This is a genomic window from Bradyrhizobium sp. USDA 4451 (assembly GCF_054822585.1).
In genome coordinates this window covers 3,519,336-3,531,321 of the sequence record NZ_JBTRCH010000001.1, presented here as the reverse complement: position 1 = coordinate 3,531,321, position 11,986 = coordinate 3,519,336, and the positions used below count along the sequence as shown (strand labels likewise).

Sequence of the window (11,986 nt, the reverse complement as noted above, 5' to 3'; positions counted from 1 at the left end):
CTACCGCTGGATCAAAGCGAGCGCTTCAGCATGAAGCCGCTGCGTTGCCGTCGCCAGGACGCGCCCTTGCGAATGAATCGAGAGCGGGCATCCCTCCCAATCGGTGATGCAGCCGCCGGCGCCCTGCACAATCGGTACCAGCGCCATGTAGTCATAGGGCTGAAGCCCGGTTTCGAGAACGATGTCGCAATGTCCCGACGCGAGCAGGCCATAGATGTAGCAATCGCCGCCGAAACGGCGCATCCGCGCAGCGCGCGACAGCCGTTCGAATGCCTCGACCTCGCCATCGAGGAACATGTCGGGTGACGTCGTGTAGAAGCGCGCGTCGGTGACGCTCGCGCACGCGCTGGCCCGTGCCAATCCACCGCCGAACCGCGTCAAGCCGGGCTTTGCCGTCCACCGTTCGCCGGTAAAGGGAACGTCGATCAGGCCGCAGAACGGTTGCTGCCGATAGGTCAGGGCGATCAGAGTGCCGAACAACGGGAAGCCGCTGATGAAGCTCTTGGTGCCATCGATCGGATCGACGATCCAGGTGAACGCGCCGCCCGGCTTGGCTCCGATCTCCTCGCCGATGATGCCATGCTCCGGAAAGCGCGCCTGGATCCTTTCCCGGAGCCGCAGCTCGACGGCCCGATCGGCAATCGTCACCGGGCTGGCATCGGACTTGGCGGCAACGTCCAGCGGCGTGCGGAAATAGGACAGCACGATGGGCCTGACCGAATCCGCGAGCTCGGCAGCGAATGAGAGATAGACGTCGGCATCGTCTGCCGTGACGGCGTGCTGGGCCATTACAACGCCTTCAGGAACAGCGGCCATCGCGGATCGTGGATGATGGAGCGCGCGCGCATGTGCTTCCAGATGCCGTATTTGTAGAAATCGAAATCCAGCGTCGAGATCCGGTTCTGCACCATCGCCCAGGTGCTCCACTTGATATCGGCGAGCGCCTTGTGGACGACGAAGCGCGCATGCCAGCGCTTGTCGTAGCGGCCGAAATACGCCTCGATGATCTCCTTCTCGGCGTCTTCGGGGAAGAAATGCTCGCTGCTCCAGATCGCGAGGTCGTAGAGCCGCTCGTTGTTGGACGCATATTCGAAGTCGATCAGCTTGACCGACCCGTCCGCGCCGACCAGGAAGTTTCCCGGCATGGGATCGTTGAAGCAGGGAACGAGGTCGAGCCCGGCCGCCTCGAGCGCCGCGCGCGCCTGCTGATACTGGCGGTAGAGCCAGGCATGGTCCTCGGGCCAGTAACCGCCGAGGTGCCTCACCTGCTCATAATGTTCCTCGATCATGTCGAACACGGTCTTGGTCAGCGGCAGCGGCGGCGCCTCGTGGAAGCGACGATAGATCTGCACCACATTGGCGCGAAACGCCGGATCGACGAAATCGCGGTGGGTCGACGGCCGCCGGTCATCGAGAAACTCGGAGACCTCGATGTCGAGATGGTCGAGGAAGTCGAAGGTGCGGGGACCGACATCGATCGCCTCGGCCTGTCTGCTGGCGGCCCGCGCCGCGCCCCGATCGATGAACATCTCGGTGCCGCGCCCCGGGATCTTCACGAAATATCCAACCGGATCATGCTCGACCGTGACGCGGAAATTGGTGTTGCTGATGCCGCCCGACACCGGCTGATACGACAAACGGCGCCCCTTCCAGGCGCCGACCTGAACGATCGCGGCCTCGAGCGCCCGCTCCGAATCCGACCGGCCCATGCCAACTTCGATCATATTGCTGTCTTGCCTCCGCTAGAGCGATCGCAGCCGCTGCTCGAACGCCGGATGTCCGAGCAGCATCCGGCAACGCAAGAACCGCCATTCCGCATATTTCAGGAACTCGACGCCACGCAGCGGCGATCGCGCGTGCTGCAGCAGGCTGCGCAACGCCCAATAGAGATCGTCCGCCGCGGCATAGAGCCTGCATCGACTGAACGCCTGATCGCTGAAGCGCCCATCATGGATCTCCAGCAGCGGCTTCATCTGGCTCTCGAACTGGAACAGCTCGTTCATCTGGACACCGAGCTGGTAGTAGGGATCGAGATCGCCGGCCATGTCGAAATCCACCAGCATCATCGCTCCATCCGGACCGAGCATCACGTTGGAGGAATGCGGATCGCCGTGCGCGGGCTTCAGTTCGACTCCGGCCGCAGCGATCGCTTCGCGGATCGCCGTCATCCACGCCTGCATCCACTCAGCATCGGCCGGAAGCACGGCTCCCGCCGCGGTGACCAGCGACCGCAGCCGATCGATGCCGTCGAAAACCGACCAGGGCCGTCCGAACGGCTCGCCCGCGGCGATCGACGTCTGCATCTCGACGAGCCGGACAAGCGCGTCCTGCTGCATCAGATCGTCGATCTTCGCCGTGCGCCAGCCGTCGCCCAGCCGCGCGAACAGCACGGCTCTCTCCGCCGGCGCGCAGGCGATCGGCTGCGGCGACAGATTGAGGCTGCAAAGCCGGCGCGCCGCCGCAAAGGCCACGTCGTCGTCGACCAGCTCGGCCACCTCGTCGTTTGCCAGCCGCAGGAACAGCGTCGCATCGCCGCCCTCGGGGGCGACGTTGAACGAGGTCGACTCGACGGCATGGTAGGATGGCGAGGCCACCGGGAACGTGGCCGCAGCATAGGCCGCGCGCGCGGCATCGATGACCGGCAAGCTTGCGATCGCGCGCTCGGCGCGTTGCTCAAGGGCTGTGTTGGGATCGCCGAGCGCTTTCATGCCGCCGTCCCGATCGGGTCGATTGCCCGCAGGCCTTCGCTGGCGATCGCGTAGAGCATGTCCGCCAGGATCTGCGTTCCGGTCGCCTGGTCGGAGGCGTCAGTGAACTCGGTCGGATGATGGATGACGCCGTCGCGCGAGCGCACGGCCATCACCACCGAGTGACAGACATCGGACATCGCCACGGCATCATGGCCGCCGATCGTATCGAGATGGCGCGCCGTCTCGCCGTGTGCGGCCGCCGTCCGCTCGGCCAGCGAGATCAGCCCTTGCGCAAATCCGCCGGCCTTGCGGCGGTCGACCGCCCTGACCTGGTAGGTGACGCCGGCCTTGTCCGCCGCGGCCTCGATCCGGAGCTTCATCTTGCGTTCGGCTTCGGCGAGAACCTGGGGCGATCCCGAGCGCAATTCGATGAACAGAACCGCCTCTGACGGCACTGTATTGGGCGAATTCGGAAACACTTCGAGGCGGCCAACGGATGTATGCAGATCGAGGCCGTGCTCGCCGGCGATCTGCTTCAGATCCGCGATGAGATAGGCGGCGGCGAGCACCGCGTCCTTGCGCTCCGCCATCGGCGTGGCGCCGGTGTGGGCCTGACGGCCGAGAAAGGCGAGACGATATTTGGTTGCACCCCAGAAGCGGGTGAAGATTCCGAAGCTTTCACCCGCCTCGAACAGCGCCTTGTCGCCTTCAATGTGCAGTTCGATCAGCGCGCCGGGAATCGCCACTCTGTCCTTGCCGGCATAGCCGATCTCGGCAAGCGATTGGCGCACGGTCACGCCGTCGCCATCCCTGCGGTCGAGCGCCCATTCGAGCTCCGTCGCGCCGGCGAACACGCTGCTGCCGAGCAGGCTCGGCTGAAACCGTGCGCCTTCCTCGTTGGTCCAGTTCACCACCTGGAAATTGCAGATCGGCAGCTTGTTCTCCGCCTTCAATCTCTCGGACACGGCGAGCACCGCCTCGCAGGCCGAGACCACGCCGAGCGCGCCGTCGAAGCGGCCGCCATTGGGCTGGCTGTCGATATGCGATCCGACCATGACGACCGGCGCGTTGGCGCCCGCCATCGAGAGGCTGCCGAACTGGTTGCCGATCGCATCCACCGCCTCGGCAAAGCCGTTGCGGGCGAACCAGCGGCCGAGCCAGTCGCGCGCTGCCCCGTCTTCCTTCGACAGCGCGAGCCGCGTCATGGATCCGTCCGGCCCGCCGCCGATCGTCGACAATTCGTCCATCATCGCCTGGAGACGCGATGGATTGATGGGAGCGCGGCTTGGGGCGATCTCAGGCATAGATGATTTCCACGTTGGATTTGAGGAATTGCTCGGAGAAGTCTTTGGTCAGGGTACCGCCCGTGATGACTCCATCGACGTCGTGCAGGCCGAAGGTGTGGATCGAGCCGAGGCGGCCGAATTTGGAGTTGTCGGCAACGATGACCGAACGCTTGGCCTGCCCGCGCGCCACGCGTCGGATGATCGCCTCGTCCTCGCCATAGTCCATGAAGCCCCGCTCGGCATGAACCGCGCTGATCGCGATGATCGCAAGATCGAAGAAGTGCTCCTTCATCGCGGCCACCGTCTCCGGCCCGAAGGTCGCCTGATAGTCCGGTCGCAACCGCCCGCCGAGCACGCGGACGCTCGGCGTCGACGAATAGTAGAAGTGAGCTGCGACCGCGAGCGAGTTGCTCACGATCGTCAGATCCCTGCGGGTTTCGAGATGCTTCAGGCACGCCAGCGCCGTGGTGCCCTCGTCGACGAAGATCTTCATGCCGTCCTTGACCAGCGCCGCCGCGGCCTCGCCGATCCGCGCCTTTTCCCTCGCGCCGACGCGCAAACGCTCGGCAAACGGCTGATCGCTCTCCTGCCGGTCGAGCACGGCGCCGCCATAGACGCGCCGGGCAAAGCCCTGGGTCTCGAGCTCCCTGAGATCGCGCCGGATCGATTCCTCGCTGACCTTGAACTGATCGACGAGATCCTTGACGTGGACCCGCTGCTTCTGACGCAGCAGATCGCGGATCAGCTCCAGGCGATGCTCCGTAAAGCTCATGGCCGCTCCCCCGTTGTCACGGCACTGCCGGCCGTTTCACGATGCATGTTTTCGTTCCCGACCCATCTCATGGCACAGCGGCACCCGCTTCGGCAAAGCTGCCGGACGCCGTCGACGGCACCACCAGATGGCAGGCCGCGAAATCCTGCCGCTCCCGCACCGTCAGGCTGGGCTGAAGGCGGCCGCATTTGTTCATGGCCTGCGGGCAGCGCGACCTGAAGCTGCAGCCGACGGGAATGTCGAGCGGGCTCGGCGGCTCCCCCTCCAGCAGGCATTCCTCCGGTCGATAGCGCCGCTGCTCGAGTGTCGGCATCGCGCTCAGCAGCGCCTTCGTATAGGGGTGCGCCGGATCGAAGAACAGACGCTCATTGTCGGCGAGTTCGAAGACCTCGCCGAGATACATCACGGCCACGCGATTGCAGGCCTTCCGCACCATGGCGAGGTCATGCGAGATGAAGATGTAGGTGAGGTCGTATTCCTTCTGGAGCTTCTGGAACAGGTCGAGCAGCTTGAACTGCTCGGACTGGTCGAGCGCCGACAGCGTCTCGTCCATGATCAGGATTTCCGGCTCGAGAACGAGCGCGCGGGCAACGTTGACGCGTTGCCGCTGCCCCGCGCTCAAGCCCAGCGGCAGCTCCTCGTAGAGCTCGGCCGGCAGCCCCACCTCTCCCATCACCTTCAACACGCGCTCGCGGATTTTGGCCTTGTCCCGCCATCCGTGCGTGCGCAGCGGGTCCTCCAGCATCGTTCCGATACCGGTCCGCGGCGGCAACGAACCGAAGGGGTCCTGCAGCACCATTTGCAGCTTGCCACGAAACTCGAGCAGCGCCCTGCCCTTCAGCGTCGCGATATCCTTGTCTGCACAGAGAATCTGTCCCGAACTCGGCAGCTCGAGCCGGCTGAGCAGCCGCATCAGGGTCGACTTTCCGCAGCCGGATTCACCGACGATGGCGAAGCTGTCGCCGCGGCGGATGTCGAAAGTGACGTTGCGCACCGCGCGCACCAGATTGACCCCGCCGAAGCCGGTCTTCTTCCTGATCTTGTAGATCTGCGAAGCGTCGCGGAGACTGAGCACCACCTCGCGCTGCGCGTCGAGACGCGGCGTTGCTGCCGGTTCACCCCATATTTTCGGCGTCTGCCGGACCAGCTCGCGGGTGTAGGGATAGACCGGCCGGTCGATCAGGTCTTCGCTGGACTGCTCCTCGACGATGCGGCCTGCATCCATCACCAGGATGCGCGAGCAGGCCTCGCGCGCCACCGGCAGCGAAGACGACACGAATAGCACGGCGGTGTTGAACGTCGCCGTCAGTTCCTTCATCAGCCGGATCACCTGGGCCGCGACGGTGACATCGAGCGGCTGCGTGACGTTGTCGGCCACCAGCAGCGCGGGATTGGTCACCAGCGCGTCCACGATGAGCGCGCGCTGCATCATGCCGCCGGAGAATTGCGAGGGATAGTCGTGAAAACGATTGCGCGCCGATGGAATCCGCACGGCATCGAGCAGCTCGACGACGCGGGCTTCGGCCTCCCGCCGCGACACGCCGGGCACGACCGCGCGCATCTTCTCGACGATCTGGGCGCCGACCGGCAGGGTCGGATCGAGCGCCCCCATCGGGTTGGCGCCGACGTAGGACACCCGCTGGCGCAGCAGGCGCATGTCGCTGCCGCGCATCGCGTAGATGTCCTGTCCCTCGAACCGCACCTCGCCGGACCGTTTGGTCAGCGGCGGCTCGAGCCAGTTGACCACGGCCTTGGACAGCACGGTCTTGCCCGATCCACTGGCGCCGACGACGCCGACGATCTCGCGCGGCGCGAGACTCAGCGACACGCTGTCGAGGATGATTTTCGCCGATCCGGTGCGGCCGGCGGCCACCGTGACGTTCCTGAGTGCGAGCAGCGGCTGCGTCATGCTTCCGTTCCTCCATGAACCGTGTTGCGCGCGCGTTCGAGCGAGGCCCCTATCAGGTTGATGCTGGTGAGGGTCAATCCGAGGAACAGGCCGGGCATGGTGGCGATCCACCATGCGTTCAGCAGGTATTTGCGCCCATCCGCGATGATATTGCCGAATGTCGGGGTCGGCGGCTGCACGCCGAGCCCGAGGAAGCCGAGCGTCGATTCGAAGATCATCATGCGGGCGACATCGAGCACGGAAGTGAACAGCACCGGCGGCAGCAGCAAGGGAAGCAGCAAAGTGAGGATGATGCGAAGATCGGTCGAGCCGCCGATCTTCGCGGCGCGGACATATTCGCGCTGCCGCTCCGTCATCACGATGCTGCGCATGATGCGCGCATAGACCGGCCAGTTGGACACGCCGAGGACCAGGATGATCGCGGGGATGGTCGGCCGGGAGACGCCAAGCACCGAGATCGCGAGGATGATCATCGGGATCGAGAGCTGGGCGTCGGTCAACCTCATGATGACGGCGTCGGTCCGGCCACCGAAATAGCCGGCGACCGTGCCGAGCGCACAGCCGATCACCAGCATGACGATGACAGACGCGACGCCGATCAGGAACGAGTAGCGCAAGCCCACCAGGGAGCGCACCAGCATGTCGCGGCCGATCTGATCGGTGCCGAGCGGATGCGCCCAGCTCCAGTTATTGCCGAGAAACAGCGGCGGCAGCAGACGGGCCTTGATGTCCATCTTGGTCGGATCGAGGCTGCTCAATTCCGGATAGAGTGCCGTCGCCAGCGCAAGCACGACGAAAATACCGAGGCCGACGCGGAAGCCGGGCGTGGACGCTGCTCTGTCCAGGATGCGTCGGGCTATGGAGCGGGGGGCCGGTTTGCGCATGATCGGCACATCGGCAGCAGTTGCAACTGACATCAATATTCGAACCTCAGTATTCGAGCCGTGGGTCCATGGTGGTGGCGACGAGATCGACGACGATGTTGATCAGCACGAAGATCGCGCTGGTGACGATGGCGATGCCTTGGATCAGCGGAAAGTCGCGCTGCAGCACCGCGTTGATGGTCAAGAGCCCAAGCCCCGGATAGTCGAAGATGTACTCGACGATGATCACCCCGCCGAGCAGGCTCGAGAACTGAATCCCGAGCAAATTCAGCAGCGGCACCGAGGCGTTGCGCAGCGCATGGTTTGCGATAATGCGGCCGCGGCCAAGGCCGCGAACGTGCCCCACCGCGACATAGGGCTCCGTCATCTGCGCCGACACCGAGCTGACGAGGGTCCGGATCAGGACCGGCGACAGTTCGACGGCGAGCACGATGGCCGGCAGGATCGTGTAGGCGAATCCCTTGTAGCCGATCGCCGGCAGCCACCCGAGCTTGACCGAGAACAGCAAGGCGAGGACGATTCCGAGCCAAAAATTCGGCAGCGAGATGAAGATCGACGAAATGTAGAATGCGAGCTTGTCCGGCCATCGTCCGATCGCGAGACCACCGGCAATTCCGATGATGCCCGAGAAGATCAGCGCGATCACCAGCGTCACGGCGGCGAGCTGCAGCGTCATGGGCAGCGCTTCCAGGATCAGGCTCATGACCTTTGCCCGCTCACCGCGCGTGGTGTCGTTGAAGGTCGCCCCGCCTGTCGCGGCGCCGTTGGCGGGCCGCACAAAGGACTGGCCGAGATCGCCGCGCACGACGCCCCCCATGTAGCGCCCGAACTGGACGACGATCGGATCGCGCAGGCCCATGTCGGTCGCGATCTTCTCGATCAGCGCTTCCGGCGCCATGCCGCCCGCCATCAGGCGCACCGGATCGCCCGGCACGATTCGCAGCAGCGTGAAGATCAGCAGCGACACCAGGAATATGATGAGGACGCCCTGAGCCAGACGCCGCAGCAGGAAATTCAGGACGAACATTCGCAAGCTCCGGAAGAGACATGCCGTACCGCGTGCCGGCCAAGCGCGGCACGCGGCGAGCATCCGTGATCAGGCGACGGGCCTGGAGGCATCCATTGATCCGTCCGGATAGATGTACAGGCCTTCGAAATCCTTCTGCATCGCGTGGATCATCACCGACGTGAACAGCGCGAGCGCCGGCATCTTCGAGGCCAGCAAGGGCATCGTCTCGGTCTGGAGGATCTTCTTGCGCTCCTCGAGCGTCGGCGCGCTGCGTTCCTTGTCGAGGCTGGCATCGATCGCTGGATCCTCGATGCCGCAGATGCGATGTGAGGAGGAATGGAAATGGGTACGGAGCACCAGGTCGGGTTCGGGCGAGCCGGTCGACCAGCCGCAGTCGACCATGTGGCCGGGGCCACCACCGGGGCGATGGTACAGCCGCTCGTTCCAGGCGGCAGGCTCGAGCACGGTCAGGCTGACATTGAAGCCCTGCTCGTTGAGCATCGCGGTGATGATCTCGCCATACTCCTTGGTCTTCGGATAGAAGCCCACGGAGGTGATGTATTCAAGCGGCGGCAGGCCCTTGCCGTTCGGAAAGCCGGCCTCGGCGAGCAACGCCTGGCTCTTCTTCGGGTCGAACTTCGGATAGTTCTCGAGATCGATGTAGCCGAACTTGACCGGCGACACGAAGTTGGACGACGCATGCCCCGCCGAGCCCAGCACCTCGAGAATGAGGTCGCGATTGATGGCATGACAGGCGGCAAGCCGGATGCGCGGATCGTTGAAGGGCGGCTTCGAGCAGCGGAACCAGAGATATTTGTTCTCGACGGACACCACGCGATTGATGTGGATGTTGGGATTGCCCTTGACGGTATCGACCTGCTCGGGCTCGAGGCGCTCGACGATCGAGGCCTGGCCGTTCATCAACGACAGCATGCGCGTCGTGGAGTCGCCGGTAAAAGTGAAATTGATGCCTGCGATCGCCGGCTTGCCCTTGAAGTAGCCGTCGAAGGCCTTCATCACGGTATCGTTGCCGCGCTGCTCGACAAACTTGAAGGGACCCGTGCCATTGAGCCGCTGCGACAGCACGCCGCCCGGGCCGCCCGCGATATCCTTCGCCGACATGATCGGCAGGAACGCCGCGAGGAACATGAAGAGATGCGCCGGATAGCCGCCCTTCGACGTGTCGACGATGACAGTGTAGTCGTCGGGCGTCTCGATCTTCAGCGTGTCGGACGGGCCGGGATACCATTGCGCCGGGCGATCGGGCTTTGAGCCGTATTCGAACGTGGCCTTGACGTCCTCCGCCTTGAACGGCTTGCCGTCGTGGAAGACCACGCCCTGCCGCAGCTTGATCTGCAGGCGATTGGGATCGAGCAACTTGATGTCGGTGGCGAGCTCATAGACCACCTCACCGGGGTTCTCGAGCTTCATCGGCGTGCGGGTGAGGAAACCCATCACGAAGCCTTCGATGTTCTTCTGCGACAGCGTCGTGTGGGCGGTCGGATCCCAATTGCCGGTGATGTTCTCGGCCGACAGGAAGGTCATGGTCTTGCCGGCCTGCGCATGGGCTTGCCGGATGAAGAAGTCGGGATTGATCTGCGTGTAGCCCGCAGCCACCGCGGCTCCCGCCGTGCCCTTGAGAAAGTGGCGGCGGTCAAATTTCGGATGCATCGACATTCCCCTTTTTTGCAATGACCAGAGAATCGGTCAAAACGGTCATGCAGGAGGTGTGCCAGTCCGAATTTATCGGAAATTTTGGACCGATGAGTGTGGCTTTTGACCGATTTTGCGGCAGACGCCCGTGCGGGATGTCCAAGACCTGCCCTGAAACTGCCCCTCGGCGCGCAATCCGCCTCCGACAGATGCAGTTCATTGATCGGCGGTCGGGCGCGCCGACGCACAAAGCCGATGCAGCTGGTGATTTGCTGGTCCCTGATGGTGCCGCGCCCGACCGGCCGGCATTTGCGGCTGCGACGTTCGACGCCGCCGGGCTGAAACGATCATGGCGATCCGGCCCCACCGCTTGCCGTTCGGGCACGCGGAACCCGCAGGAGATTGCCGTTTGACCTGAAAGGATCGAATGATTGGTAGCGGGAGGGCGCTACCGTCAATCCCCACACGGCAATGCGTCGGTGGGAAAGGTGGTAGCGGGGGAGCGCTACCGCCTTTGCCCACACCAGCCAAACCTACGATATCTCATCCAATCTTATGCATAGGGCAGTTCGTGAGCCCTGGGCTACACACGCGCTTGCCGCTGCGTATGGCCAAGGAGCTCGAGCTCTACCGTGAGACTGAACGGGTAGAACTCGAACCGTGGATTGTCGAGGCCGCGATCCAATGGGAAGGCCGGCACGCTGCTGCAGCGCTTGCAGAGAACTCGCACCCTAGCTGCTCGCTGGTATCTCATTCGGGCGTCGTCGTACCGCGCCCCTCTGCGCGGATAAGCACTCCAGCCTCTTCCATCAGGGTTAGATAGCGGTACGGGCTCTTCGCATCCCTATTCGCTATTTCAGCGTAAGTTTTCGCAGCGTGGGTGACCAAAGCGATTCCAACACCAGCTCCCGACGCAAGTAGCGGTCCTTGCAGAGCAAGCCCGGCTAAGGCTCCGGTCGTGGCGGTAGCCGCTGTCGGCGCGGCCTCCAACGCCTTCGAGATAATCTTTTCCAGCGGCTTTTCTAGCGCCTTTCCTTCAGCTTCCAAGAGACCAACACCGAAGAATTTCTTCCAGAAAGCGCTCATGTTCGCTCGGTCGGCTTTCCAAGCTTTGAGAATTTTGTCTGTTTCGTCCTTGAATTGCTTTTTCCGTTCCGGGCCAGGATCCATGGGATCCATCAGACGGGCACGTTCCGCTAATGCAGGATCCATTAGATTGTGAATCGGCTTCCTGTCGGCTCCAAGCTCAGCCAACGATTCTGCATCGACCTTTCGAGGATCACACGCAACAAAAACCAAAAACTCGAATAGCTCACAGGCGTTTGCCAGATCGCAATTTTCCCAATCGACTGCTCGTCGTTTCCAGCCCTGACACGTTCTACTCGGTCAGCGTTGATGACATAATGGAAAGAGAAGTAACCGGCTCGGGGCAGAGAGTTTGGGTCAGAAACAGCGGTACCATTTGGCGAAGCACGCGTTCGTTGGAGCACGTTGAAGGTCGTGAGCTTGCTCTTAACGTTGCAATGGAATGGATGGCTCCTCCCGCTCCTCGTCTGCTGCCGGGAGACCCTCAACTCGGGACCGCGGCCGACCAGCAAAGCCTGTCCGCCGGCACAACGATCGAAGGAGCAGCGAAATTATTTTCGAACTCGTGTGCGGGAGGCGATGCTTACACAAATAATTGTGCTCATTATCTTTCGGATGCCTTCATCCGAGCGGGCTTCAGCGACCTAAGAAGCGCCAACGATTGCATCAATGCTCGTTGCGAAACCGACGCGAAAAG

The 11,986-nt window shown here is 63.3% G+C and carries 10 protein-coding genes; all 10 read right to left on the bottom strand.

Going from position 1 to position 11,986, the window contains the following annotated elements:
- Positions 1 to 789, bottom strand: a complete 789-nt coding sequence (hisN, locus tag ACVMB0_RS16290; RefSeq protein ID WP_461346937.1) for a histidinol-phosphatase — start codon at positions 787 to 789, stop codon at positions 1 to 3.
- A complete protein-coding gene (locus ACVMB0_RS16285; protein ID WP_461346936.1) occupies positions 789 to 1,724 on the bottom strand; it encodes a phosphotransferase in 936 nt (311 codons plus the stop codon). Before ACVMB0_RS16285 ends, hisN begins: the two co-directional genes overlap by 1 nt.
- 18 nt (positions 1,725 to 1,742) lie before the next feature.
- Positions 1,743 to 2,708: a phosphotransferase gene (locus tag ACVMB0_RS16280; protein WP_461346935.1), complete on the bottom strand. Its 966-nt coding sequence runs from the start codon at positions 2,706 to 2,708 to the stop codon at positions 1,743 to 1,745.
- Positions 2,705 to 3,994 (bottom strand): allantoate amidohydrolase, encoded by a 1,290-nt coding sequence (locus ACVMB0_RS16275; protein WP_461346934.1) that lies wholly within the window; start codon positions 3,992 to 3,994, stop codon positions 2,705 to 2,707. Before ACVMB0_RS16275 ends, ACVMB0_RS16280 begins: the two co-directional genes overlap by 4 nt.
- Positions 3,987 to 4,748: a DeoR/GlpR family DNA-binding transcription regulator gene (locus ACVMB0_RS16270; RefSeq protein WP_456749891.1), complete on the bottom strand. Its 762-nt coding sequence runs from the start codon at positions 4,746 to 4,748 to the stop codon at positions 3,987 to 3,989. The genes ACVMB0_RS16275 and ACVMB0_RS16270 overlap by 8 nt, the downstream gene beginning before the upstream one ends.
- Positions 4,749 to 4,815: 67 nt before the next feature.
- Positions 4,816 to 6,657 carry an ABC transporter ATP-binding protein gene (locus tag ACVMB0_RS16265; protein WP_461346933.1) on the bottom strand — a complete coding sequence of 614 codons (1,842 nt, stop codon included), beginning with the start codon at positions 6,655 to 6,657 and terminating at the stop codon, positions 4,816 to 4,818.
- The gene (locus ACVMB0_RS16260) at positions 6,654 to 7,574 is read right to left on the bottom strand and encodes an ABC transporter permease (RefSeq protein WP_461346932.1); all 921 of its coding nucleotides are present in this window, start codon (positions 7,572 to 7,574) and stop codon (positions 6,654 to 6,656) included. The genes ACVMB0_RS16265 and ACVMB0_RS16260 overlap by 4 nt, the downstream gene beginning before the upstream one ends.
- A 13-nt stretch (positions 7,575 to 7,587) precedes the next feature.
- On the bottom strand, positions 7,588 to 8,568 hold the full coding sequence (locus ACVMB0_RS16255; protein ID WP_461346931.1) for an ABC transporter permease: 981 nt from the start codon (positions 8,566 to 8,568) through the stop codon (positions 7,588 to 7,590).
- Between the two features lie 69 nt (positions 8,569 to 8,637).
- Complete coding sequence (locus ACVMB0_RS16250; RefSeq protein WP_461346930.1) at positions 8,638 to 10,221, bottom strand: ABC transporter substrate-binding protein; 1,584 nt, start codon at positions 10,219 to 10,221, stop codon at positions 8,638 to 8,640.
- Between the two features lie 732 nt (positions 10,222 to 10,953).
- Positions 10,954 to 11,457, bottom strand: a complete 504-nt coding sequence (locus ACVMB0_RS16245; protein WP_461346929.1) for a hypothetical protein — start codon at positions 11,455 to 11,457, stop codon at positions 10,954 to 10,956.
- Between the last annotated feature and the right edge of the window lie 529 nt (positions 11,458 to 11,986).

Coding starts and splice junctions, on each gene's coding strand:
- ACVMB0_RS16285 (WP_461346936.1), bottom strand. CDS start 1,724: ATGATCGAAGTTGGCATGGGCCGGTCGGATTCGGAGCGGGCGCTCGAG.
- ACVMB0_RS16280 (WP_461346935.1), bottom strand. CDS start 2,708: ATGAAAGCGCTCGGCGATCCCAACACAGCCCTTGAGCAACGCGCCGAG.
- ACVMB0_RS16250 (WP_461346930.1), bottom strand. CDS start 10,221: ATGCATCCGAAATTTGACCGCCGCCACTTTCTCAAGGGCACGGCGGGA.
- ACVMB0_RS16275 (WP_461346934.1), bottom strand. CDS start 3,994: ATGCCTGAGATCGCCCCAAGCCGCGCTCCCATCAATCCATCGCGTCTC.
- ACVMB0_RS16255 (WP_461346931.1), bottom strand. CDS start 8,568: ATGTTCGTCCTGAATTTCCTGCTGCGGCGTCTGGCTCAGGGCGTCCTC.
- ACVMB0_RS16265 (WP_461346933.1), bottom strand. CDS start 6,657: ATGACGCAGCCGCTGCTCGCACTCAGGAACGTCACGGTGGCCGCCGGC.
- ACVMB0_RS16260 (WP_461346932.1), bottom strand. CDS start 7,574: ATGTCAGTTGCAACTGCTGCCGATGTGCCGATCATGCGCAAACCGGCC.
- ACVMB0_RS16270 (WP_456749891.1), bottom strand. CDS start 4,748: ATGAGCTTTACGGAGCATCGCCTGGAGCTGATCCGCGATCTGCTGCGT.
- hisN (WP_461346937.1), bottom strand. CDS start 789: ATGGCCCAGCACGCCGTCACGGCAGACGATGCCGACGTCTATCTCTCA.